The organism is Nonomuraea sp. NPDC049378 (genome assembly GCF_055586745.1).
The window spans coordinates 157,870-181,154 of sequence record NZ_JBVJHP010000013.1 but is presented as its reverse complement, the minus strand read 5'-3'; the positions used below and the strand labels follow the sequence as shown (position 1 = coordinate 181,154).

Here is a 23,285-nt window from a genome sequence, read left to right as displayed (position 1 = left end):
GGCGCGGGGCGGGCGCGATCGTCACCGGAGCGCTACTCCTTGTCCGGGCGCTCCGAGATGCGCACGGCGTTGACGAGCGTCGACCCCTCCCGCGTCGCGAAGCGCACGTTGAGCTGGCCGTCGGTGACCTTCACCGTGTACTGCCTGGACACGGCCGTGTACGTGCCCGCCTCCAGGGCCAGGTCGAGCGCCGGGATCGCGAGCTGGCCCTCGACCAGCACGTCGAAGACCCGCCGGCCCATCTGCATGTTGCGGATCTCGGCGAAGTCCAGCTCGACGGTGTACGTCCCCGCGGGGACGCCGTCGAAGCGGTACTCCAGCATGTCCTCCCTGGCCGTCCTGAACAACGACTGGTCGCCGGTGCCGCGGATGGTCCTGGACGTGCTGCGCGTCCGGCTGCGGTCGGCGACGTAGCCGTGGCCGCCCGGGGTGTACTTCCTGTCCCGCGTCCAGACGTCACCGGCGCCGTCGGTCACGCTCCTGGAGCCGCCCACGTCGACGGCCACCTGGTGCTCGGGCACCACGACCGTCACCGCGATCTCGATCGTCGGCTGCCGGCCGCTGGCCGACTTCACCAGCAGCGTCCCCTCGCGTACGGCGCCGGGGGCGACGCCGTCGCTGGAGACCGTCACCTCCAGCTCCACCGACCCGCCCTTGGCCAGCTCGCCCTCCGCCGGCGTCACGGTGAACCACTCGCCGCCCGTCACCGTGTACGGCGTGGTCGAGCCCAGGTTCGTCAGCTCCAGCGTCCGGGTGCGCGTGGCATCGGACGGCAGCACCACGGTCAGCTCGGCGGCCGACGCGCTCACCCGTCCCGTGACCAGCGCCGTGTCGATCGACGTCACGACCGTGGGCGCGACCGTCACCGGCTGCGTGAACGTGCCGTAGTGCTCCTTGGACACCTCGACCTCGTAGTCGCCCGCCAGCACCTGGCCGTAGAAGCGGCCGTCCTCGCCGGTGGTGAACGTGGCCACGTCGCCCACCTTCACCGTCGCCCCGGCCAGCGGCTCGCCGTCGTTGGCGTCGGTGACCGCCCCGGTGACCAGGCCGTGCCTGCCGGCCGTGAACGTCAGGGCCTGCCCGGTGGACAGCACCGCCTCCTGGTAGGCGTAGAGGAGCCCGTCGTCGCCCGCGGCGTTCTCCACGCCGATGGTGGCGCTGGTGCCCTGCTCGCGCTCGCTGTCCACGTCCTTGTACCGGAAGCCGATCGAGCCGTTCTCGCCCAGCAGCGCCGCGAACGACAGCCGCTGGGCCGTGTCGTTGTAGAAGGTGACGTTGCGCCACTCGATGACGAACGTGCGGTTCGGCGCCGTGCCCGTCACCGCCGTGTAGACCCCGCCCTGGTCGTCCACCCTGAGGTCGTCCCAGTACGGGTAGACCGCGTTGTTCGGGGTGCCCGAGGACGGGAGCGTGCCGTTGCCGGCGGCGGTCACCCGGTCGGCGGCGAAGGTGGCGAACCCGTTCGTGGCGATCCAGGCCTTCGTGTGGCCGGTGCCGTAGAACGGGACCGCGAACGGCAGCGTCACCTGCTGGGCCTCGTCGTCGCCGGTCAGCGCCAGCTTCTCGGTGCCCGCCACGTACGCCTGGTCGCCGATCGCGCACGTGTAGCCGAAGTTGTCGCCGCGCAGCGGCAGCTCCACGTCCTTGACCACGTCGCCGGCCACCGTCACCTCGGCCGTCGCGCCGCTGGAGCAGCGGGAGACGGGGGTGACGACCAGCTCGTGCTCGCCGTGCGGCAGCGTCAGGCTGTAGCGGCCCGACGCGTCGGTCACCGCGCTCACCGGCGTGCCGGTGGCCGCCACCGTCGCGCCGGCCTCCGGCGTGCCCGCCGTGGTGACCGTCCCGGACACCACGCCCGACGCCTTCCTGGTCATGGTCACGTCCGCGGTCGCCGTCTCCCCGGCGGCGACCGTCACGGAGGTGGTGGCGGTGTCGTAGCCGAACTTCCCGGCGCTGAGCTCGTACTCGCCCGGCAGCAGGCGGGGGATGGCGTACGCGCCGTCCTCGCCGGTGGTCACGCTCCGGGTGAGCGGCCCGGTCACCGTGATCGTCGCGCCGGCCACGGGCTCGCCGCCCGCGGTGACGGCGCCCTCGAGAGCGCCGGTCTCCCCGGCCGGAGCGGCCTGTACGGCGGCGAAGGTGTCGAGCCTGCCCTCGCCCCACACGTTGTTGTCGGCGGCCGTGCCGCCGCAGCTGGTGTCCTCGACGTCCACGGCGGTGGTGTCCAGCAGCGGCCGGGTGCCCTCCACGTCACCCGCGAGGGCGGGCGAGGCCGACCAGATCAGCGCCACCGTGGCCGCCACGTGCGGGGAGGCCATCGACGTGCCGGTGTAGGTGTCGTAGGTGCCGCCGGGCGTCGAGGAGCGCACGTTGACGGCGGGCGCGGCGATGTTCGGCTTGATCTCCCCGTCCTCGCCCGCGCCCTTGCTCGAATTGCGGTAGAGCGCGTTGTCGATGTCGAAGCCGCCCGCGCTGTAGCTCATGACGTACTGGCCGGGGGAGCCGGAGGTCTGGCAGGCGGGCCCTTCGTTGCCGTTGGCGAAGGCCGGGAAGATGCCCGCGGCGATCCACGCCTCGACGACCGGCTTGTACCACGGGTCGAACCCGTCGCCGCCCCACGAGTTGTTGACGATGTCGGGCGCCAGGTCTGGGCGCGGGTTCTCGCCGTTCACGTCGGTCGGGGCGAGCATCCACTGGCCGGCGGCGATCAGCGACGCGTCGCTGCAGAAGTTGGACTCGCAGCCCTTGGCCGCGATCCACCGGGCGCCCGGCGCGACGCCGATGCCGTTCGCGCCGACCATGGTGCCCATGGTGTGCGTGCCGTGGCCGTTGTTGTCGCACGGCGCGGGCGACGGGCAGACGCCGGCCGGGTCGAACCAGTTGTAGTCGTGACTGAACGTGCCGTCCGCGTTCCTGCCCCGGTAGCCGGCGACCAGCTCGGGGTGGTCGAACTGGGCGCCGGAGTCGATGTGGGCGATGACGATGCCCTCGCCCCGGTTGCCCAGCTCGTTCCAGACGCGCGGGGCGTTGACCCGGTCGATGTTCCACTCGACCGCGTTCACCCTGGCCTCGGCCTTGCCGGGCGCGGGCTTGGGGATCGCGACGGTGCGGATCGGGTCGATGCGGTCGACGTCAGGTAATTTGGCGATCTCGGCCGCCAGCTTCTCGTCCGCGGTGACCTGCACCGCGTTGACGATCCAGTACGGGGTGTACGCGGCGTGCTGGGAGTCCAGCAGTTCGCGTAGGCCCGCCTGGGAGCTCGTGGCCCGTTCGGTCTTGGCCTTGAAGACCTGCTCGGCCTTCGCGTCCTTGGTTTCGGCCCGGCGGGCGCCGCTCAGGTCGGCGGATCCCTTCATCCGGACCCAGAAGGTGGCCTTGTCGTCCTGCGCCAGCTGCGCCTGGACGACACTGTCGATCTTGCCCGGGTCGGGCGCCGCCTGGGCCGCCTGCGGGACGAGGAGGCCGGCGGCGGTGACGATCCCGGTGAGGATCGCACGCCAGCGGGGGGTGTGGGGCACGCGCTCTCCTTAGGACAGAAGAGGTGATCTTTACGCCTCTGTGGAGAAGGGTGAAGAGCTCCTGTCCGGAAAGCAAGACTTGTCATGAAATGTTACTTTGCGGGGAAAAATGTAATCTGGTCAGCTGAAATGTCGTCATAGAGGCCACGTCGCCGACCGGGTTCGTTCCGCCCTTCGCCCAGGTGGAGCAGCTCCCCGGGACGGCCGGCCTAGCCCTCCGCTCCCACCGGGCGCCAGCCGAGCTGCCACGCGACGCGCAGGAAGTAGGCCTTGATCTCCGCGGCGCTCTCGTCGTCGGGGTGGGTGCCCAGGTGGTGGAGCACGGCGCCGCTGAGCGCCTCCTGCACGGTGTCCAGGTCGACGCCGGCCGGGAAGCACCCGCTCTCGCGCGTGCGGAGCAGCAGCTCGCGCACCACCGCGGCCCGCCGCCCGCTGTTGACCTGGCGGTACGTCGTGGTCAGCTCCGGGTAGTCGTCACGGGCGCCGTAGACCCGGCGCAGCAGGCGGCGGTTGCGCGGCACCGCCAGATGGGCGGCCCACTCGTCGAGCATGTGGTCGATGTCCCGCCAGCCGGTGAACGCCGGGTCGTGGTCGTGGTTGGCCCACTCCAGGGCCCGCACCAGCAGCGCGGTCTTGTCGGCGAAGCGGCGGTAGACCGTCGCCCTGGTGACCCCCGCCCGCCGGGCGACCTGCTCGATGCTGGTGTGCCTGGCGCCCTGCTCGATGAGCACGTCGAGCGCGGCGGTGAGGATGGCCAGGTCCGCCTCCTGGCTGCGCGGCCGGCCGGCCGGCCGCGGGGACGTCGTGCGGTCGGTCATGTCGGTCGCTCCTCGTCATTCGTTGCGGGTCGCCGGCCCGCGGGGACGGCGGCCCTGGTCAAGGAAACCCGCGGGAAGGGCGGCCCGCAGGAGTCTAGTGAGCCGTGCCGCGCCGGTCGTTCAGCTCGCGTCCCAGGTGACCGGGAGGTGGTGGACGCCGTAGATGAGCATGTCGGTGCGGAGCGGCACCTCGTCCGGCCCGACGGCGAGCCGCAGCGACGGGAACCGCGCGAACAACGCCGGGTAGGCCGCCCTCATCTCCACCCGCGCCAGCTGCTGGCCGAGGCACTGGTGCACGCCGTGACCGAAGGCGACGTGCCCGCCGCCCGGCCGGTGCAGGTCGAGGGTGTCGGGGTCGGGGAAGCGCTCGGGGTCGCGGTTGGCGGCCGGGATCGAGATGGTGACCGACTGCCCGGCCCGTACCAGCTCGCCGCCGAGCTCGACGTCCTCCAGCGCGGTGCGTACGAGGAAGGGGATGATGCTGAGGTAGCGCAGCAGCTCCTCCACGACCTGGTCGATCCGGTCCGGCTCCCCGCGCAGCACGGCGAGCTGCCCGGGGTGGCGCATCAGCGCGAAGGCGCCCAGGGCGATCATGTTGGCGGTGGTGTCGAGCCCGGCGCCCAGCAGCATGAAGCCGATGTTGGTCAGCTCTTCGTCGGTGAGGTCGCTCCTGGTCAGGCCGCTGAGCAGGTCGTCGGTGGGCGTGGCCCGCCTGGCCAGGACAAGCTCCTCCATGTGCGCCCGCAAGGCGAGGAAGGTGGCGATCCGTTCCTCGCGCGGGAGGTCCATCCGCGTCATCCTGCCGCCCTGGGCCTGGAAGCGCTCGCTCTCCTCCTCCGGCACGCCGAGCAGCTCGCCGATCACGAGCGCGGGGATCGGCATCGCGAACGTCTCCACCAGGTCGGCGGGCGGCCCCTGCCGCTCCATGGTGTCCAGCCGCGCCGTGGTGAGTTCCTCGATGCGCTCGGTGAGCCGGCGCATCCTGCGCACGGTGAACTCGCCGGCCAGCAGGTGGCGGTAACGCGTGTGGACGGGCGGATCGGTCGAGACGAACATCCCGGGAGGCGCGGCCTGGGCGGGCCCCTGACCGGGCTCCTCGACGGGGTGGTGCCGTAGCTCGGACCTGGCGCTGAAGCGCTTGTCGGCCAGCACGTCCCGCGCCAGCGCGTGGGAGGTCACCAGCCAGCCGCGGTGGCCGTCGGGGTAGGCGAGCGGGGTGATGGGCCGGGCCCGGCGCAGCTCGGCCAGGTCGCCGGGCGGGTCGAAGGGCGTGGGCCGCGCGGTGGGGAGCGTGATCGCTCCGGTCTCGGTCATCCTGGGTCTCCTCTCGACCGGTCAGATTTGAATACAGTACTGCTCTGTATTCAAAGGGGCGACTCCGGGGGCGGCGAGCGGGTCGCGTTGCGCGATCATGGTGCGGGAGCTAACCTGTCCCCATGCGAAATCACGCTCAGCTCCAGTGGTGGCGCCGCTTCTAGGCGGCGCGTGTTTCGCATTCCTCAAAGGACGGCCGCCCCGGATGGCGGCCTTTCTCGTGTCCGCCCCCGGGGCTCATCATGTTGACGTGATAAGGGGCAGCAAGTGGAGACGAGCGGATATACCACCGCGGGGGGCATCGTCGTCGAGCGCGAGACGCGCGAGGTGGACGAGGCGGCGCTCGAAGAGATCGTGACGGCCCTCGGAGAGAGACGCGGGGGAGCCTTCTCCTCGGGCATGGACTATCCGGGCCGCTACAGCCGCTGGGCGTTCGGCTACGTCGATCCCTGCCTGGAACTGGTCGCCAAGGGCCGCACCATCGCGGCCGTCGCGCTCAACGAGCGCGGCAGGGTCGTGCTGCCCGCCGTCGCCTCCTGCCTGCTGGCGGCGGGCAAGCCCGTCAGCGAGCCCACGGCCGACCGCGTCGAGGTGCACGTGGCCGAGCCCGGCAGCGATCCCGGAGACCTCCTGCCGGAGGAGATGCGCAGCCGCCGGCCCACCGTGTTCACCGCGATCCGCGAGGTCATCGCCGCCTTCAAGGGCGACGACCCCCACCTCGGCCTCTACGGCGCCTTCGGCTACGACCTGGCCTTCCAGTTCGAGCCGATCCGGCAGGAGCTCGTCCGCCCCGACGACCAGCGCGACCTCGTGCTGCACCTGCCCGACCGGCTCGTCGTGATCGACCGGCAGCGCGAGACCAGCCTCGAGTTCCGCTACGAGTTCACCGTCGACGGCGCCACCACCCGCGGCCTCGACAGGGCGGGCGCCACCGAGGCCCCGGTCGCCCCCGCCCAGGTGCCGCCCGACCCGGAGAAGGGCGAATACGCCAAGGTCGTCGCCGCCGCCAAGGAGAAGTTCAAGCGCGGTGACCTGTTCGAGGTCGTGCCCGGCCAGGTCTTCCACGCCACCTGCGCCGACCCGTCCGCCTTCTACCGCGGCCTGCGCCAGAGCAACCCGGCCCCGTACGAGTTCATCATCAGCCTCGGCGAGGGCGAGCACCTCGTCGGCGCCTCGCCCGAGATGTACGTCAGGGTGAGCGGCGACCGCGTCGAGACCTGCCCCATCTCCGGCACCATCGCCCGCGGCAGCAACCCGGTCGAGGACGCCGAGGCCATCCGCACCCTCCTGTCCAGCGTCAAGGAGGAGTCGGAGCTGACCATGTGCACCGACGTCGACCGCAACGACAAGTCGCGCATCTGCGTGCCCGGCACGGTCAAGGTCATCGGCCGCCGCCAGATCGAGCTCTACTCCCGCCTGATCCACACCGTCGACCACATCGAAGGCCGCCTGCGCCCCGAGTTCGACGCGCTAGACGCCTTCCTGACCCACATGTGGGCCGTCACGGTCACCGGCGCCCCCAAGACGTGGGCCATGCAGTTCATCGAGGACCACGAGGCCACCACCCGCCGGTGGTACGGCGGCGCCATCGGCGTCATCGGCTTCGACGGCTCCATGAACACCGGCCTGACCCTGCGTACCGCCCAGATCAAGAACGGCGTGGCCACCGTGCGGGCCGGCGCCACGCTGCTGTTCGACTCCGACCCCGAGGCCGAGGAGCGCGAGACCGAGCTGAAGGCCAGCGCCCTGCTCGGCGCCCTGGCGGCGGTCGGGCGGACCGGCGCGGAGGCCGTCGCCGAGACCAGGGAGCAGCCGGGCCACGGCATGAAGGTGCTGCTCGTCGACCACGAGGACTCCTTCGTCAACACCCTGGCCGACTATTTCCGCCAGGAGGGCGCCGCGGTGACGACGCTGCGCCACGGCTTCCCGCCCCGCATGCTCGACGAGATCGCCCCCGACCTGGTGGTGCTCTCGCCCGGCCCCGGCTGGCCGACCGACTTCGGCATGTCGGCGCTGCTCGACCAGATCTACGCCCGCGACCTGCCGGTCTTCGGCGTCTGCCTCGGCCTGCAGGCCATGGTCGAGCACGCCGGCGGCACCCTGGAACTGCTCGACTACCCCGAGCACGGCAAGCGCGGCCAGGTCGCGCGGCTAGGCGACGGCGCGCTGCTGGAGGGGCTGCCCGCGGAGTTCACCGCGGCCCGCTACCACTCGCTGCACGCCAAGCGGCCCGGCGTCGTCGGCTTCACGCCGACCGCGCTCACGCCCGACGGCAACGTCATGGCCATCGAGGACGCCGAGCGGCGGCGCTTCGCCGTGCAGTTCCACCCCGAGTCGATCCTGACGCAGGAGGGCGGCGCGGGCGCGAAGGTCATCGCCAACGTGCTGCGTCTCTGCCGTAGGTAAAACGCCCGCGGGCGCGTGCGGGGCTCGCCTAGAGTTCCCGCATGCTCCCCGCAGACCTGCCCGGCACGGTACGCGACGCGCTGCTCGCCCCGCTCGTCGACCACCACTGTCACGGGGTGCGGCGGGACGACCTGACCAGAGCCGAGTTCGAGCTGCTCATCAACGAGGGCGGCAGCCCGGCGCCGCCCGGCACCACCCACTTCGACACGCCGTTCGGCGCGGCGGTGCGCCGCTGGTGCGCGCCGCTGCTCGACCTCGAACCGCACGCGCCGCCCGCCGTCTACCTCGCCCGCCGCGCCGAGCTGGGCGCGGGCGAGGTCAACCGGCGGCTCCTGGCGGCGGCCGGCGTGGTGGCCTTCCTGGTGGACACCGAACCGGCCGGCGCCTGGGAGGACGGCGAGCTGCTGTCGGCCACCGAGATGGGCCGGCACGGCGGCGCCGCCGCCGACGAGCTCGTACGGATCGAGGCCGTCGAGCGCGACGTGGCCGAGACGGCGCAGATCTCCGTCGACTACCTCGACGACCTCGGCGAGAAGCTGACCGCGAGGGCCGCCAGGGCGGTCGGGCTCACGACGGTCATCGGGTCGCTCTACGGCCTCGACTTCGACCCGTCCCGGCCCAGCAGGGGCTCGGTGATCGCGGCGGTCAACCGGCGGCTGTCCGACCCCAAGGAGCCGCTGACGGACCCCTTCCTGCTGCGCCACCTGCTGTGGATCGCGATCGACGTGGCCAGGGAGCGGGGGCTGCCCGTGCAGTTCCACACGGGCTTCAGCGGTTCCGGGCCCGACCTGCACCGCAGCGATCCGGCCAGGCTGGGCGCCCTGGTCAGGGCGCTGCAGCCGGCCGCCGTGCCGGTCATCCTGCTGCACTGCTACCCGTTCCACCGTCAGGCCGCCTACCTGGCCGGCCTCTACCCGCACGTCTACGTGGACGTCGGGCTCGCGCTCCCGCACACCGCCGCCGCCTCGGCGAGGGTCGTGGAGGAGCTGCTGGAGCTGGCGCCCTTCCACAAGCAGCTGTTCGGCTCCGGCTGCCACTCCGTGGCCGAGACCGGCTACCTGGGCGCGCTCTCCTACCGGCGGGCGATGGGCGCGGCGCTGCGCGCCAGGCTCGGCTCGGGGGAGTGGAGCGCCGCGGACGCGGCCAGGGTCGCCCACATGATCGGCTCGGGGAACGCCCGCCGGATCTACCGGCTGTGACGCGGGCTTCGAGGGGCGCGTCGAGACGTCCTGACCTGCGGTGTCCCCGCACTTACGAGAGGTCGAAGGGGGCGGGGAAGTGGCCTTCCCAGATCCGGCGGGAGGCCTGTTCTGGGTAGGGCCGGGTCTGCGACTCGGCGTCCAGGACGCGGGTGAGCCGCTGATCGGGCCGGTGGGCGGCCCATCCCGCGTCCCCGGTGGTGACGAAGCGGACCCATGCCTCCTTGAGCTCGCGGGAGAGCGCGACGGCCTCGGGGGTGGGCTCGTCGCCGATGAGCTGCGTGCCGACGGGGCTGCCCAGCGTGCCGAACGCCAGGGGGATGTCGAGGCTGTGGCAGGCGCCCAGGGCGCCGCCGAGGACCGGGGCGGTCCAGCGCAGTTCGAACAGGTACGACGTGCCGCCGGCTGCGGCGTTGGCCTCGGCCAGCTTCTGTGACGGCATGCGGAAGAGGGCGTCGGAGTACACCGTCTCCACCAGCTCCTCCGGGCCGGCCTGCGGGAACGCGGCGCGGTACGCCTCGGGGCCGTGCGGCTGCGGGGCGAGCAGTTCCAGGGCGGCCTGGGCGTCCTGCTCGGTGTAGGTGCCCTGTCGTCCGCTCATGACGCTGAAGAAGCGGAACTCGTCCCGGGTGTGGCCGACGAGCAGCTCGGTCCCGCTCGCGCGCCCGCCGGTCAGCGCGGGCCAGGGCGTTTCGGGGAGGACCTCACCGTCGACGACGGGGCACAGGGCGGTGCCGGTCTCCGTGAGCCGTCCCCAGCTCTCCCGGTGTGCGTGGAGGCCGGCGTTGAAGGAGGTGAGCTCCGCGGCCAGGTGCCAGGGGTCGATGTCGCGCAGGGCCGCAGCGGTGGGGGCCGCCGCGCCGAGCCGGTCCGCGAGCGCGGCGGTGACCTGCCGTGCCAGCGCGGGGGTGCTGTGCAGGCCCGGCACCGAGTGGGCCATGGCCCGCCGGAAGAGGCCGCGCGCCGGCTTCATCGTCAGCAGGGCGGCGACCGACCCCGCTCCGGCGGACACCCCGGCCACGGTGACCCGGCCGGGGTCGCCTCCGAAGGCGGCGATGTTGCGCTGCACCCACTCCAGCGCCGCGATCTGGTCGAGGAATCCGCGGTTGGGCGGCGCGTCGTCGAGGAACGCGAAACCTTCCGCGCCCACGCGGCAGTTGATGCTCACCACGACGAGTCCCGCCTCGGCCAGCGCCGCCGGGTCGAACATCGGGTCGCTCGACGCCGCCGAGAGGTAACCGCCCACGGGGATCCACACCAGCACCGGCAGTCCTGCCGCGCCCGGATCCGGAGTGCCGACGTTGAGCGTCAGCCAGTCCGTGCCCTGCGGCGGACCCGTGTCGATCGGCAGGGACAGCGGCACGACGGGGCCGAACTCCGTCGCCTGCCTGGTCCCCTCCCAGCGGTGCGGCGGCGCGGGCGCGGCGAAGCGGAGCGCTCCCACCGGGGGCTGGGCGTACGGGATGGCGCGGAACACCGCGTGCCCCTGCCGTCGGCGCCCCTGCACCACGCCTTCCGTGGTCCGCACCCTTGGCTGTTCCGGCAGTCGTTCAGGCATGGCGCTTCCTTCCTCGAGTGGAGTCCAAGGTTATAAGTCAACTGTATTATGTCAACTGTATGAGAAAGGTTCGGGGTGCGAGAGAGAGGCCGGCAATGCCCAAACAGGTGGATCACCGAGGACGCCGCGAAACGATCGCCCGCGCGCTGTGGCGGGTGGTGGAGCAGCGCGGCGTCGCGCATCTGACGATGCGCGTGGTGGCGCGGGAGGCGGGCATCTCCCTCGGGCAGCTGCAGCACTATTTCGCCTCCCGGGCCGCCATGCTCTCCTTCGCCATGGATTTCGCGTCCGAGCAGACCTCGCTACGCGTCGGCCACGGACTCGAGAAGCTCGGTGACCGTCCGCACCCCCGTGACGTGCTGCGACTGACGCTCGCGGAAATGCTCCCCCTGCATGCCGACGCCCGCGCGACCAGCCGGATGAGCGCCGCCTACGTCCTGGAGGCGCTGCACGACGAGGCCGTCCACGAGCAGGCGCGCCGGGGTCTCGCCCACGGACGGGCCCAGGTCGAGCAGCTGGTCCGCCAGGCGGTCGCCGACGGGCACATCGACCCCGGCCGCGACCCGGCGACCGAGACCAACCTGCTTCTCGCCCTCACCGGCTTCACCCCGCTGATCGAACTGGGCGTGATCGGGCCCGGGGACGCCCTTGCCGCGATCGATCTGCATCTGGACAGGCTGTTCAGCGGGAACGGCCGGAGCGCGTGACCTCCAGCCAAGCCGGCACCGCGACTTCAGGCCCCGAGCGCGAGGTCAGCGCCGTACGCCTGCGCGGCACGCGCGAACGCTCATGACGTCTCTCCGCGTGGCCGCACTATCGCGACCGGGCACGCGGCACGGTGCAGCACGCCGTGCCCGACCGACCCGAGCATGGCGGAGGTGAAACCACCCAGCCCGCGGGAGCCGACCACGACCAGGTCCGCCGCGGCGGAGGCGTCGACGAGGGCGAGGACCGGGTGCTCGCACACCTGCCGGTCGTCGATCTCGATGTCGGGATGGTCCTTCCGCCAGCGGACCACCCGCTCCCGAGCCGCACGCGAGTCCTCCCGGCTCGCGTTCTCGAGAAGGTCGCTGTACCCGGATGCGTAGGCGGAGACCATCGGCATGTTCCACGCGTAGATGACGGCCAGCGACGCACGCCGGGCGCGAGCCTGCTCGACGGCGTAGGCCACCGCCTGCGCCGCGCAGTCCGAGCCGTCGTCGCCCACCACGATCCGGCCATGTTCCCCGGCGACGGATTCACGCACGATGACGACGCGCCCGGCGGCATGTCCTGCGACCGCCATGCTGACCGAGCCGAGAAGCAATCCGGCGAATCCTCCCCTGCCCCTGTTGCCCAGCACCAGGGAGTCGGCGGACACCGACTGGCCGATCAGCGCGTCGACGACATTCCCGCTGAGCAACTCGGTGCTCACCTCGCCGACCGCCCCCGCGGCGCGGGCGCGGTCGGCGGCGGCGGCCACCATCCCCTCGCAGTACGTCCTGGTGTCGACGCCGGCAAGCGCCCCTTCGCACACGTGCACGACCCTCAGCGGCAGTCGCCGCCGCCGGGCGTCGCCCGCCGCCCACTGCACCGCCGCGTTCGCTGCCTTGGAGCCGTCCGCGGCGGCCACGATCGGTCGAGCCATATCGGCCTCCCCATGAGTTCTCCCCTCACGCCATGCTTCCCGGATCGGGCATCCGTGCACGTCGACGGCCATCCGCGGACAGTCCGCGACGAAAGGGCTCACGTTAGACGCCGAGATCGACAGGGTAGAGCTGGGCGTGTTTGCGGCGTTCTCGGCGACGCCGGACACGGGGAACATTCGGGGGCACGATGCAAGCGTTCGTGATGAAGCAGATCGGACAGGTCGGCTTGATGGACAAGCCCGTCCCGCGGCCCGGGCCCCTGGACGCCGTCGTGCGAACCACCACCGCCCTGATCTGCACGTCGGACTCCCACACCGTCAAGGGCGGCATCGGGCCGCGGGAGAACCTGACGCTCGGCCACGAGGGCGTCGGCGTGGTGCACGAGGTGGGTGGCGAGGTGACGGCTTTCCGGCCGGGCGACCGCGTCCTGGTGGGCGCCATCACCCCCGACTGGGGCGATCTCGCCTCCCAGAACGGTCATCCGTCGCAGTCCGGCGGACCACTCGGAGGGTTCAAGTTCGCCAATTCCAAGGACGGGGTCTTCGCCGAGTATTTCCACGTCAACGATGCCGACGCCAACCTGGCGAAGATCCCCGACGGCGTCCCCGACGAGATGGCGGTCTACTGCGCCGACATGCTCTCGACCGGGTTCATGGGCGCGGAGAACGGCAACATCCCCATCGGCGGGACGGTGGCCGTGCTCGCCCAGGGCCCGGTGGGCCTCATGGCCACCGCGGGCGCCAAGCTGCGCGGCGCCGGCCTGGTCATCGGGGTCGAATCGGTGGCCGGCCGGCAGCGGCTCGCCCGCGACTACGGCGCCGACGAGATCGTCGACTTCACCACCGAGGACGTCGTCGAGCGCATCCTCGACCTGACCCGGGGGCAGGGCGTGGACACCGCCATCGAAGCCCTCGGCGCGGACGCCACCTTCCAGACCGCCATAAAGATCACCAAACCAGGTGGGACGGTGTCCAACACCGGCTATTACGGAGAAGGCGAGTTCGTACGCATCCCCCGCGTCGAGTGGGGCGTCGGGATGGCCGACAAGACGATCACGAGCGGCCTGTGCCCCGGCGGCAGGCTGCGCATGGAACGGCTGCTGCGCGTACTGGAGAGCAAGCGGCTCGATCCCACGCGCATGACCACCCACACGTTCCGCTTCGACGAGATGGAGCGCGCCTTCGAGGTCTCGGACAAGAAGCTCGACGACATGGTGAAAGTGCTGATCACGTTCTCGTGACGGAAGCTGGTCATTGTCGGTAACGGACAGCGGCAACGTCCGCTCACCAGGAGCATCCCCCTCTCCGGCGGTGGCACGTCGGTACGGAGGAGAAACGCAGACATGCTCGATCTCGATCCACCTTTCCGCCCGGTGCGCCGCCAGGAGGGCTATCCGGCGCTGGAGGACCTGGGCCTCATCGGCGACGGCACGACGGCGGCGCTGGCCGGCGTCGACGGTTCGATCCCGTGGCTGTGCCTGCCCCGCTTCGACAGCGAGCCGCTGCTGTGCGGGCTGCTTGATCGTGAGCACGGCGGCCACTTCACGTTGACCGTGGACGACCTGCGCGAGGCCCGGCAGTTCTACGAGCCGGACACCGCGGTGCTGGTGACCGAGTTGCGCGGCCCGACCGGCCTGGTCCGGATCACCGACGCGCTGGCCCTGCGCGCCGGCGCCGACCTCAGCGACGACGCGGGAGGCGGCCGGGGCGAGCTGGTCCGGTCCGCGGTCGTGCGGGCCGGGACCGTGCGGCTGCGGGCGGAGCTGGAGCCGCGCGGCGGCGGGCGGGCGCGGGCCCTTTACGGCGGCTTGGAGGTGAGCGCCTCCCGGCGGCCTGACCTGCGGCTGCATCTGCGTTCCAACCGTCCGTTGACCGGCCTGCGCACCGAGCACGACCTTCAGGAGGGCGACCGCCTCGATCTGGTGTTGTCGTGGGGACGCATCCACCGCCATCACCGTTTCGACCCCGAGGCGATGGTGCGGCAGACCATCGAGGCCTGGCGACGCTGGATGCGCAAGTGCAGCTACCGAGGCCCGCAGGAAGCGCTGGTCCGGCGTTCGGTGATCACGCTGAAGCTGTGCGACGACTGGGGCAACGGTTCACTCGTCGCGGCGCCCACGTCCTCCTTGCCCGCACCGATCGGCGGGGTGCGCAACTGGGACTACCGCTACACCTGGATCCGTGACGCCGCCTACTCCGTGTTCGCGCTGCGCCGCGTCGGCTTCGAGGAGGAGGCCGACGCCTTCCTCGGCTGGGTCCTCGACGCCTTCGAGCAGAGCCGACGTCCGCGCATCATGTACACCCTTGACGGCCGCCCCGTACCGGAAGAGGTCCACGACGCCGGCCTGGAGGGTTACCGGCGCTCGGCTCCGGTGCGCTGGGGCAACGGCGCCGCCGACCAGCGCCAGCACGACGTCTACGGCGAGGTGCTCGACTGCGCCGACCAGTGGCTGCTTCCGGGCCGCGAGCTCCAGCCGGCGCTGTGGTCCGGTCTGGCGGAGCTGGCCGAGGCCGCCGCGCACACGTGGCAGCAGCCGGATCAGGGCATCTGGGAGGTACGCAGCGAAGGCCGGATCTTCACCTACTCGGTCGGCATGTGCCAGGTGGCACTGACCCGGGCCGCGGCCATCGGCGAGCGGCTCGGCCTGTCCGGGCCGATCGACACCTGGCGCGCCACCGCGGAGAAACTCCGCCGGCTCATCCTGGACCAGGCCTGGAACGAGGACAAGCAGTGCCTGAGCGAGCACCTCGACGGCAGCGGCGGCCTGGACGCCAGCCTGCTCGCGCTGCCGCTGCGCAAGGTCGTCCCCGCCGACCACCCGCGCATGGCGGCCACGACCGCGGCCGTCGCCGAACGCCTGTCGGCCGGTGACGGCCTGCTCTACCGCTACCTGCACGGGGACTCGCCCGACGGATTGGCCGGCGACGAGGGCGCCTTCGTGTTGTGCAGTTTCTGGCTGGTCGACAACCTGATCCTGCAGGGCCACCGGGACCGGGCCGCGGACCTGTACGCGACGCTGTGCGCCCGCGCCAACCCGGTCGGGCTGATGCCCGAGCAGATCGACCCGTCCACGGGGACATTCATGGGCAACTTTCCGCAGGCGTTCAGCCACATCGGGATCATCGCCAGCGGCGTCAACCTGGCACGAGCCGAAGGAGGCACCCCGGCATGATCGACCGCCTCGTCATCCTCGGCGCCACCGGCGACCTCAACGCCCGCTTCCTGCTGCCGGCCCTGGCCGCCCTGCGCGCGGCCGGCCACGTCGGCGACCGGTTCGAACTCGTCTGCGCCGACCGTCGGGACTGGACCGGCGAGGAGTTCCGCCGCTGGGCGTCCGACCAGCTCGACCGGCACGCCGCGGCGGAGTCCGGCGAGACCAGGAAGGCGATCGCCGACCGCGCCCGGTACCGGCGGACGGACGCCACCGACGCCGCCGACATCGCCTCGCTCGTCGCCGGTGACGGTCCCGTCGCCGTCTACCTCGCCCTCCCGCCGGCGATCTTTCCCGGCGTGGTCGCCGCCCTCGGCGCCGCGAACCTGCCGCCGGGCAGCCGGATCGTGCTGGAGAAGCCGTTCGGCGAAGACCTCGACAGCGCGGTGGAGCTGAACCGGCTGCTGGCGGGGGTCGTGCCCGAGCAGGCGGTGTTCCGTGTCGACCACTTCCTGGCCATGACAACCGTCCAGAACGTGCTCGGCAGCCGGCTGGCCAACCGCGTCCTGGAGCCCCTCTGGAACAGCGCCCACATCTCCGAGGTGGAGATCATCTGGGACGAGACCCTCGCGCTGGAGGGCAGGGCGGGCTACTACGACGGCGTAGGGGCGCTGAAGGACATGGTGCAGAACCATCTGCTCCAGGTGTTGTGCCTGGTGGCCATGGAACCGCCGCTCAGCCTCGGCGAACGCGACCTGCGGGACCGGAAGATCGACGTGCTCCGCTCGGTGCGCCCGCTCACCGACGACGACGTCGTACGCCGAACTCGCCGCGCACGCTACCTGGCCGGCCGCGCCGGCGACCGCGACGTGCCCGCCTACGCCGAGGAGGAGGGCGTGGACCCGCGACGCCGCACCGAGACCTTCGCCGAGGTGGAGCTGGAGCTCGAGAGCTGGCGCTGGTCCGGCACGACCTTCCGGCTCCGCACCGGCAAGGCGCTCGGCCATGACCGCAAAGAGGTCGCCGTACGCTTCCGGCCCGTCCCGCACCTGCCCCTCGGCCTCGGGGAGGAGGCCGAGCCCAACGTGCTGCGCTTCGGGCTGGAGCCGGAGAGCATGACCCTGGCGCTGGCCGGCATCGGCACCGACGCCCGCACTCTCGCCCCGCTGACCCTCACCGCACGGCCGGCGCCCTCCGAACTGCCTGCCTACGGCCGCCTGCTGCTGGACGTGCTGCTGGGGAACGCGGCCCTGCCCATCCGCGGCGACGAGGCCGAAGAGGCCTGGCGGGTCCTCGCGCCGGTCATGTCGGCCTGGTCGAGGGATCTGGCGCCGCTTGGCGAGTATCCGGCCGGATCGGACGGTCCTGCCTCGGTGAGGAGCAGCTGATGCCGTCGACGGAGCGCGCCACGGGCGCCCTGCGCAGCCAGATCTGGTGGGACAACGCCGGCAACCCGGAGATGACGGCCCTGTATCTCGAACGCTATCTCAACTTCGGGCTGACCCCGGCCGAACTCCGGTCCGGCAGGCCGGTCATCGGCATCGCCCAGACGGGCAGCGACCTGGTGCCCTGCAACCGCCACCACCTCGACCTCGCCGGCCGGGTCAGGGACGGGATCCGCGACGGCGGTGGCATCCCGCTCGAGTTCCCCGTCCATCCGCTGCAGGAGACCGGGAAACGCCCGACCGCCGCGCTGGATCGCAACCTCGCCTACCTCGGGCTGGTCGAGGTGCTCTACGGGTATCCACTCGACGGGGTCGTGCTGACGACCGGCTGTGACAAGACCACGCCCGCGTGCCTGGCCGCGGCGGCGACGGTGAACATCCCGGCGATCGTCCTGTCCGGAGGGCCGATGCTCAACGGCTATCGCGAGGGCGAGCGGATCGGCGCGTCCGGCTCAGGGCTGGTGATCTGGCAGTCGAAGCGGCTGCTGGCCACCGGGGAGATCGACTACGACGAGTTCATGGCGCGCGTGTGCGCTTCCGCGCCCAGCATCGGTCACTGCAACACGATGGGGACCGCGCTGTCCATGAACAGCCTGGCCGAGGCACTGGGGATGTCCCTGCCGGGCTGCGCGGCGATCCCGGCCCCCTATCGCCGGCGAGCGCAGATGGCCTACGACACAGGCCGTCGAGCGGTGGATCTCGTACGCGAGGACCTCACCCCGCGCAAGATCATGACCTTGCGGGCCTTCGAGAACGCGATCATGGTCGCCTCGGCCATCTCCGCCTCCACCAACGTGCCCATCCACATCAACGCCATCGCGCGACACGTCGGGGTGCCGTTGTCGATCCAGGACTGGCAACGGGTCGGAGCCGACATCCCGGCGCTGGCGAACGTCGCCCCCGCCGGTGAGTTCCTCGGCGAGGACTTCTACCGCGCCGGCGGTGTCCCCGCCGTCATGCGGTCGTTGCTGACGGCGGGGCGCCTGCACGGCGACGCCGTGACCGTCTCCGGCCGTACCGTGGCCGAGAACCTGGCCGATGCCCCGCCCGCCGACCCGACGGTCATCCGTCCCTTCGACGAGCCTCTCGCCGCCCACGGCGGGCTTCTCATCATGACGGGCAACCTGTTCGACTCCGCGGTCATGAAGACCTCGGTCCTCACCGGCGACTTCCGCGCGGTGTCCGACTATCGCGCCATCGTCTTCGACGGGCCCGAGGACTACCACGCCCGCATCGAAGATCCAGAACTGGGCCTGGACGAGGACTGCATCCTCGTCATCCGCTACACCGGGCCGATCGGCTATCCGGGCTCGGCCGAGGTCGTCAACATGGAGGTCCCCGCCGCGCTGCTCCGGCGGGGCATCACCACGTTGCCCACGCTCGGTGACGGCCGCCAGAGCGGCACCTCGGACGCGCCGTCGATTCTCAACGCCAGCCCCGAGGCCGCGGTCGGCGGCAATCTCGCCATCCTGCGCACCGGCGACCGCATCCGCATCGACGTGGACAACGCACGCGTCGACGTCCTCCTGCCGGATGAGGAGATCGCCGCGCGGTGGGCCGACCACACACCGCCGGTGGTCGAGAACCAGACACCGTGGCAGGAGATCTACCGCTCCACAGTCGGGCAACTGGACAGCGGAGGCTGCCTGGAGCTGGCTCTGGCCTACCAGGACCTCGTACACACCAAGGGGATTCCCCGTGACTCGCACTGACGCCAGAGGCACCATCATGATCGCCGACTACGACTTCGGCGACGTGGACATCGAACGCGCGATCGTCGAGGGCGCCGGATTCGAGCTGCTCGCCGCGCAGTGCAAGAGCGAGGACGAGGTGATCGAGAAGGGCCGGGACGTCGACGGCCTGCTGACCCAGTACGTCCGGGTCGGCGCCCGCGCCATCGACGCGTTCACCCGGTGCCGGGTGATCGCCCGCTACGGCACGGGCGTGGACATCGTCGACGTCGACGCCGCGACCCGGCGGGGCATCCAGGTCACGAACGCGCCGAACGAGTGGTGCGCGGAGGAGGTCGCCGATCACGCCGTCGCGCTCTGGCTGGCCGCCGCCCGCAAGATCTGCGTGTATGACCGGGAGACCCGCGAGGGCGTATGGCAGTGGCAGAGCGGGGAGCCGATCTGGCGGCTGCGGGGACGGGTGTTCGGGCTGCTGTCCTTCGGCTTCATCGCCCAGCTCATCGCCGAACGCGCCAGAGCGTTCGGCGTCGAGGTCTGGGCGCACGACCCGTTCCTCGACGAGTCCGAGATCCGATCGCGCCAGGTGCGGCCGGTGTCCTTCGGCGAGCTCGTGGAAGGTGCCGACTACCTCGTGATCCAGGCGCCGCTCACCCCCGGGACACACCACACCTTCGACCGTACGACGCTGCGCAGGATGAAGCCGACCGCGATCCTCGTCAACACCGGGCGCGGCCCGATCGTGGAGGACGCGGCGATCCACCAGGCACTGACCGAGGGATGGATCGCGGGCGCGGCGCTGGACGACCTCGAGGAGGAGCCCGCGAAACAGCGGGACTGGCGTCCGCGCAACCCCCTGTTCACGCTGCCCAACGTGATCATCTCTCCCCATGCCGCCTACTACTCCGAGGAAGCCGTCACGACAGTGCGGCGCATCGCCGCGGAAGAGGCCGTACGGGTCCTGACCGGGCGACGCGCCCGTAGCCCGGTCAACGACGTGACGGCCGGCTCTCCCTGAGGAACCCGGGCACGACATCGTGCTCGCCGTCCGATCGGGAGGGATCTCTGTCCGCTATCCGTCTGGTGCCGGAAGATCCCCTCCGGCAGGATCGCTGGGAGCTGGTCACGAAGAAGGGGACGGCTCTCATGGGGATCTCGCGTGTGCCCGGCTTCGGGCGCCTGTTGTGGACGGTGGTGGCCTCCCTCGTCACCACCGCCGCCCTTCTGACGGCTCCCGCGTCGGCGGCCTCCTCGGCGACCGCGACGTACAAGATCTGGCACTGGAACATGGCCGGGCACCATTCGCACCTGGGCTCGACCACGAACGGCATCATCCAGGCGATCGCCGGATCGATCAGCTATCGCAAGCCGGACCTCGTGTCGATCAACGAGATCTGCCGCAACCAGTACGGCGCCGTGATCGACGCGCTGCAGGGCATGGGCTGGCCGCAGAACGCCACGAACTTCGCCCGCTTCGAGCCGATGACGGCGGCCGGCGACCCCGGCTACTGTGCCGGGCACGGCATCGGCATCGCGGTCTTCAGCCGTTTCGCGCTGGGCGAGACCCTACGGCAGACCCTGCCGTACGACGGGTCGGGCAAGCAGCGCAAGCTCCTCTGCGCGCACGTCGCCGCGCGACCCGGCACCAGATTCTGCACCACCCACCTGACCACGGTCGCCGCCTCCAAGTCCGCCCAGCTGGGCCAGGTGCACGGCGTCCTGGAGTCGTACCGCTCCAGGGGGGACGTCCCGATCATCGCGGGCGACTTCAACGTGCAGCCGGACTCACCGCTGCTGGACACCTGGTACGACGCCACGGTCAACACCGACGCCAACCACGGCAACACCGGCCGCTACCACGAGCTCGACGACCGCGAGGCCGTGTGCCCCGGCTGGGGCGAGCAGACCACCGAGAGCAACAAGCTCGGGGCCTGCGGCCAGTCGGGGAAGGCCGATCTGATCTTCGTCCCCGCCGAGCGGCTGACCCGCTACAGCGCCGACGCCCATCCGATCGGGAACGTCTGCGGCGGCAACCGCGACAAGCCCTGCTCCGACCACCGCATCGTCGACGCCACCGTCTCGGTCGCCACCGGGAAGTGAGCCGGCCTCGCTGGGCGACCCCGGGCAGGTCGCCCTGGTTCGCCGTGCCCGACATCCGTCGGGCGCCGACCGTTGTCACGGGCCCGGACGGCGGCCGGCCGGCCGGGCTCAGGCGAGGGCGGGCAGCACGTAGACCTCGGCGCCCGGCGGCAGCGCGCAGTCGAGGCTGCCCAAGCCCCGGGCGTTCTCGCCGCACACGATCATGCTGATGTGCCTGCGGATGCGGCCGTACTCGTCGCGCAGCCGCTCCTCCAGCAGCGGATGCGTGCGCCGGAGCATGTCGAGGGCCGAGCCCAGGGTGGGCGGGGAGTCGCGGTCGGCGCCGACCGCGAAGACCTTCACCTCCTGCATCCCGCTCACCCACCTGCGCAACGAGCTGGGCAGCACGAACACGACCAACATCACCGGCCTGCTCATCGGCTAGAGCACCGCCGCGCGCACGGTGAGCACGTCGGGCAGGTGCCGGGCGACCAGTGACCAGGTCTCGCCGTCGTCGCGCGAGCAGTGGACCTCGCCGTCGCGCGTGCCGAAGAAGACCCCCGCCTCCGACGCGGTCATCGCGTCACGCAGCACGGCCGCGTGCACCGGCCCTTCCGGCAGGCCCGCGGAGAAGGGCCGCCACGTCTCGCCGGCGTCGTCGCTGCGGAAGACGCGGTAGCGGTGGCCGACGGGCGTGCGGTCCATGTCGGCCGTGAGCGGCAGCACGAAGACCGTGTCCGGCCGCGACGGATGGGCCACGATCGGGAACCCGAAGTCGGACGGCAGGGCCGAGCCGATGTCGTGCCAGCTGCCGCCGAAGTCGTCGCTGCGATAGACGCCGAAGTGGTGCTGCAGGTAGAGCCGCTCCGGCCGGGCCGCGTCGGTGGTCACCTTGTGCACGCACTGCCCGAACTCGGGGAACTGCCTGCCCTCCGGCATGAACGGGGCGCGGATGTGCTGGTTGGCCGCCTCCCAGGTCAGGCCGCCGTCGGTCGTGCGGTAGAAGCCGCCGGTCGAGACGGCCACCCCCATGACCGCCGGGTCGGTGGGGTGGCTGACGATCGTGTGCAGGCACAGCCCGCCGCCGCCGGGCTCCCAGAGCGGGCGGTGGGGGTGCTCCCACAGGCCCTCGACGAGCCGGTAGGTGACCCCGCGATCCTCCGAGCGGAACAGGGCGCCCGGCTCGACGCCCGCCCACACCACGCCGGGCTCGGACGGCGAGGGCGCGAGCTGCCACACCCGCGTGAGCGTGGCCCCGGTCTTCTCGGGGAAGGCGATGGGCGGCTGCTCCGCCTCCTGCCAGGTCTGCCCGAGGTCATCCGAATACATGACGGACGGACCGAAGTGGCCGTATTCGACGCCGGCCAGCAGCCGGGGCGCGCCGCCGCGCGTGTCGACGGCCACCGAGGGCACCGCGATCGTGGAGAACTGGATCGGCTGGATCTCGAACGGGCCACCGCCCGCCGAGCGGGCCAGGAACAGGCCCTTGCGGGTGCCGATCGCGAGCACTGCGTCACTCATGACACGCTCCCAGGTTCGCTTTGCGGCCATCGTGTCACGCGCCACCGACAGTTACCGAGGTCTGGGAGATTCCCGTCGCTCCGCACCGGTCCGGTCGCGCATGACCCGGGACGTAATCGTCGCCATTCCCGCCAGGCGCTAACGTTCCAGATATGGGAGCGGTAGCCGTACATGAGGAATCTTTTGGTGATTTGTTGCGGTCGTGGCGGCAACGACGGCGGGTGAGCCAGCTCGATCTGGCCATCGAGGCCGGCGTCTCCGCGCGCCACGTCAGCTTCCTGGAGACCGGGCGCGCCCGGCCCAGCCGCGAGATGGTGCTGAAGCTGGCCGAGGAGCTGGAGGTGCCGCTGCGGCACCGTAACCGGCTGCTGGTGTCCGCGGGGTTCGCCCCGATCTATCCCGAGCGCGCCGTCCGGGCTCCGGAGATGCACCTCGTACGGCAGGCCCTGGACAGGATCCTGGCCGGGCACGAGCCGTATCCGGCGCTCGTGGTGGACGCCGCCTGGAACCTGGTGGCGGCCAACAAGGCGGCCGCGATGTTCATGGAGGGCGTGCCGGCGGAACTGCTGGCGGAGCCGGTCAACGTGATGCGGTTGTCGCTGCACCCGGACGCGATGGGCGGGCGGCTGCTCAACCTGGCCGAGGTGCGGGCCCACCTGCTGCACCGGTTGCGCAGGCAGGCCGAGACGTCCGGCGACGGGCGCCTGGCCGAGCTCCACGACGAGCTGGCGTCCTACGCCTATCCGGGCGTGGACCTGAACGTGGCGCACGTGCCGGGACCCGGCGACATCCTGCTGCCGCTGCGCGTCGCCGCCGGTGACCGGGTGTTGTCGATGTTCACCACGATCGCGACGTTCGGCACGCCGATGGACGTGACGGTCTCCGAGCTGGCCATCGAGACCTTCTGGCCCGCCGACGAGGAGACCGCCGCCACCTTCCGCTGACCGCTCCTGGCCGTTA

Annotated in this window: 17 protein-coding genes; 10 read left to right on the top strand and 7 right to left on the bottom strand. The window is 71.6% G+C overall.

What is annotated here, in order from left to right:
• Positions 1 to 32 precede the first annotated feature (32 nt).
• From ACZ6SA_RS28020 to ACZ6SA_RS28010, 3 genes are all read right to left on the bottom strand, one after another.
• Positions 33 to 3,518: a S8 family serine peptidase gene (locus ACZ6SA_RS28020; protein ID WP_347645023.1), complete on the bottom strand. Its 3,486-nt coding sequence runs from the start codon at positions 3,516 to 3,518 to the stop codon at positions 33 to 35.
• Between the two features lie 209 nt (positions 3,519 to 3,727).
• Positions 3,728 to 4,336, bottom strand: coding sequence for a TetR/AcrR family transcriptional regulator (locus ACZ6SA_RS28015; protein WP_465831398.1), 609 nt, complete (start codon positions 4,334 to 4,336; stop codon positions 3,728 to 3,730).
• A 120-nt stretch (positions 4,337 to 4,456) separates the two neighbouring features.
• Positions 4,457 to 5,650 carry a cytochrome P450 gene (locus ACZ6SA_RS28010; RefSeq protein ID WP_347645025.1) on the bottom strand — a complete coding sequence of 398 codons (1,194 nt, stop codon included), beginning with the start codon at positions 5,648 to 5,650 and terminating at the stop codon, positions 4,457 to 4,459.
• Positions 5,651 to 5,917: 267 nt separating this feature from the next.
• On the opposite strand from ACZ6SA_RS28010, the gene ACZ6SA_RS28005 reads away from it, so the two are divergent.
• Together ACZ6SA_RS28005 and ACZ6SA_RS28000 are read left to right on the top strand one after the other, a co-directional pair.
• Complete coding sequence (locus tag ACZ6SA_RS28005) at positions 5,918 to 8,056, top strand: anthranilate synthase component I (protein ID WP_443152590.1); 2,139 nt, start codon at positions 5,918 to 5,920, stop codon at positions 8,054 to 8,056.
• A gap of 41 nt (positions 8,057 to 8,097) precedes the next feature.
• Positions 8,098 to 9,255 carry an amidohydrolase family protein gene (locus ACZ6SA_RS28000; protein WP_465831396.1) on the top strand — a complete coding sequence of 386 codons (1,158 nt, stop codon included), beginning with the start codon at positions 8,098 to 8,100 and terminating at the stop codon, positions 9,253 to 9,255.
• A 52-nt stretch (positions 9,256 to 9,307) separates the two neighbouring features.
• On the opposite strand, the gene ACZ6SA_RS27995 is transcribed toward ACZ6SA_RS28000, so the two are convergent.
• On the bottom strand, positions 9,308 to 10,813 hold the full coding sequence (locus ACZ6SA_RS27995) for a carboxylesterase/lipase family protein (RefSeq protein ID WP_465831394.1): 1,506 nt from the start codon (positions 10,811 to 10,813) through the stop codon (positions 9,308 to 9,310).
• A gap of 95 nt (positions 10,814 to 10,908) precedes the next feature.
• Here ACZ6SA_RS27995 and ACZ6SA_RS27990 point away from each other — a divergent pair, with 95 nt between their 5' ends.
• Positions 10,909 to 11,520, top strand: coding sequence for a TetR/AcrR family transcriptional regulator (locus ACZ6SA_RS27990; RefSeq protein WP_347645030.1), 612 nt, complete (start codon positions 10,909 to 10,911; stop codon positions 11,518 to 11,520).
• Between the two features lie 80 nt (positions 11,521 to 11,600).
• On the opposite strand, the gene ACZ6SA_RS27985 is transcribed toward ACZ6SA_RS27990, so the two are convergent.
• Positions 11,601 to 12,440: a universal stress protein gene (locus ACZ6SA_RS27985; RefSeq protein ID WP_465831391.1), complete on the bottom strand. Its 840-nt coding sequence runs from the start codon at positions 12,438 to 12,440 to the stop codon at positions 11,601 to 11,603.
• A 203-nt stretch (positions 12,441 to 12,643) separates the two neighbouring features.
• On the opposite strand from ACZ6SA_RS27985, the gene ACZ6SA_RS27980 reads away from it, so the two are divergent.
• The 6 genes from ACZ6SA_RS27980 (at position 12,644) to ACZ6SA_RS27955 (ending at position 20,825) form a co-directional block, all read left to right on the top strand.
• Positions 12,644 to 13,681: an NAD(P)-dependent alcohol dehydrogenase gene (locus ACZ6SA_RS27980; protein WP_347645173.1), complete on the top strand. Its 1,038-nt coding sequence runs from the start codon at positions 12,644 to 12,646 to the stop codon at positions 13,679 to 13,681.
• Between the two features lie 102 nt (positions 13,682 to 13,783).
• Complete coding sequence (locus tag ACZ6SA_RS27975) at positions 13,784 to 15,613, top strand: glycoside hydrolase family 15 protein (protein ID WP_465831389.1); 1,830 nt, start codon at positions 13,784 to 13,786, stop codon at positions 15,611 to 15,613.
• Positions 15,610 to 16,980 carry a glucose-6-phosphate dehydrogenase gene (locus tag ACZ6SA_RS27970; protein ID WP_465831387.1) on the top strand — a complete coding sequence of 457 codons (1,371 nt, stop codon included), beginning with the start codon at positions 15,610 to 15,612 and terminating at the stop codon, positions 16,978 to 16,980. The genes ACZ6SA_RS27975 and ACZ6SA_RS27970 overlap by 4 nt, the downstream gene beginning before the upstream one ends.
• On the top strand, positions 16,980 to 18,749 hold the full coding sequence (locus ACZ6SA_RS27965; protein ID WP_347645034.1) for an IlvD/Edd family dehydratase: 1,770 nt from the start codon (positions 16,980 to 16,982) through the stop codon (positions 18,747 to 18,749). Before ACZ6SA_RS27970 ends, ACZ6SA_RS27965 begins: the two co-directional genes overlap by 1 nt.
• Positions 18,736 to 19,743 (top strand): C-terminal binding protein, encoded by a 1,008-nt coding sequence (locus ACZ6SA_RS27960; RefSeq protein ID WP_443152597.1) that lies wholly within the window; start codon positions 18,736 to 18,738, stop codon positions 19,741 to 19,743. The genes ACZ6SA_RS27965 and ACZ6SA_RS27960 overlap by 14 nt, the downstream gene beginning before the upstream one ends.
• A gap of 128 nt (positions 19,744 to 19,871) precedes the next feature.
• The gene (locus ACZ6SA_RS27955) at positions 19,872 to 20,825 is read left to right on the top strand and encodes an endonuclease/exonuclease/phosphatase family protein (protein ID WP_465831385.1); all 954 of its coding nucleotides are present in this window, start codon (positions 19,872 to 19,874) and stop codon (positions 20,823 to 20,825) included.
• Between the two features lie 108 nt (positions 20,826 to 20,933).
• On the opposite strand, the gene ACZ6SA_RS27950 is transcribed toward ACZ6SA_RS27955, so the two are convergent.
• Both ACZ6SA_RS27950 and ACZ6SA_RS27945 read right to left on the bottom strand, forming a co-directional pair.
• The gene (locus ACZ6SA_RS27950) at positions 20,934 to 21,242 is read right to left on the bottom strand and encodes a ubiquitin family protein (protein ID WP_201761224.1); all 309 of its coding nucleotides are present in this window, start codon (positions 21,240 to 21,242) and stop codon (positions 20,934 to 20,936) included.
• A 3-nt stretch (positions 21,243 to 21,245) separates the two neighbouring features.
• Positions 21,246 to 22,325 (bottom strand): WD40/YVTN/BNR-like repeat-containing protein, encoded by a 1,080-nt coding sequence (locus ACZ6SA_RS27945; protein ID WP_347645038.1) that lies wholly within the window; start codon positions 22,323 to 22,325, stop codon positions 21,246 to 21,248.
• A gap of 152 nt (positions 22,326 to 22,477) precedes the next feature.
• Here ACZ6SA_RS27945 and ACZ6SA_RS27940 point away from each other — a divergent pair, with 152 nt between their 5' ends.
• Positions 22,478 to 23,269 (top strand): helix-turn-helix domain-containing protein, encoded by a 792-nt coding sequence (locus tag ACZ6SA_RS27940; RefSeq protein ID WP_347645039.1) that lies wholly within the window; start codon positions 22,478 to 22,480, stop codon positions 23,267 to 23,269.
• Positions 23,270 to 23,285 lie beyond the last annotated feature (16 nt).

Bases quoted from the DNA above. Each gene is read 5' to 3' on its own strand.
- ACZ6SA_RS27985 (WP_465831391.1), bottom strand. From the start codon at position 12,440: ATGGCTCGACCGATCGTGGCCGCCGCGGACGGCTCCAAGGCAGCGAAC.
- ACZ6SA_RS27955 (WP_465831385.1), top strand. From the start codon at position 19,872: ATGGGGATCTCGCGTGTGCCCGGCTTCGGGCGCCTGTTGTGGACGGTG.
- ACZ6SA_RS27990 (WP_347645030.1), top strand. From the start codon at position 10,909: ATGCCCAAACAGGTGGATCACCGAGGACGCCGCGAAACGATCGCCCGC.
- ACZ6SA_RS27965 (WP_347645034.1), top strand. From the start codon at position 16,980: ATGCCGTCGACGGAGCGCGCCACGGGCGCCCTGCGCAGCCAGATCTGG.
- ACZ6SA_RS28015 (WP_465831398.1), bottom strand. From the start codon at position 4,336: ATGACCGACCGCACGACGTCCCCGCGGCCGGCCGGCCGGCCGCGCAGC.
- ACZ6SA_RS27975 (WP_465831389.1), top strand. From the start codon at position 13,784: ATGCTCGATCTCGATCCACCTTTCCGCCCGGTGCGCCGCCAGGAGGGC.
- ACZ6SA_RS27970 (WP_465831387.1), top strand. From the start codon at position 15,610: ATGATCGACCGCCTCGTCATCCTCGGCGCCACCGGCGACCTCAACGCC.
- ACZ6SA_RS27950 (WP_201761224.1), bottom strand. From the start codon at position 21,242: ATGAGCAGGCCGGTGATGTTGGTCGTGTTCGTGCTGCCCAGCTCGTTG.
- ACZ6SA_RS27945 (WP_347645038.1), bottom strand. From the start codon at position 22,325: ATGAGTGACGCAGTGCTCGCGATCGGCACCCGCAAGGGCCTGTTCCTG.
- ACZ6SA_RS28000 (WP_465831396.1), top strand. From the start codon at position 8,098: ATGCTCCCCGCAGACCTGCCCGGCACGGTACGCGACGCGCTGCTCGCC.
- ACZ6SA_RS28010 (WP_347645025.1), bottom strand. From the start codon at position 5,650: ATGACCGAGACCGGAGCGATCACGCTCCCCACCGCGCGGCCCACGCCC.
- ACZ6SA_RS27995 (WP_465831394.1), bottom strand. From the start codon at position 10,813: ATGCCTGAACGACTGCCGGAACAGCCAAGGGTGCGGACCACGGAAGGC.
- ACZ6SA_RS27940 (WP_347645039.1), top strand. From the start codon at position 22,478: ATGGGAGCGGTAGCCGTACATGAGGAATCTTTTGGTGATTTGTTGCGG.
- ACZ6SA_RS27980 (WP_347645173.1), top strand. From the start codon at position 12,644: ATGAAGCAGATCGGACAGGTCGGCTTGATGGACAAGCCCGTCCCGCGG.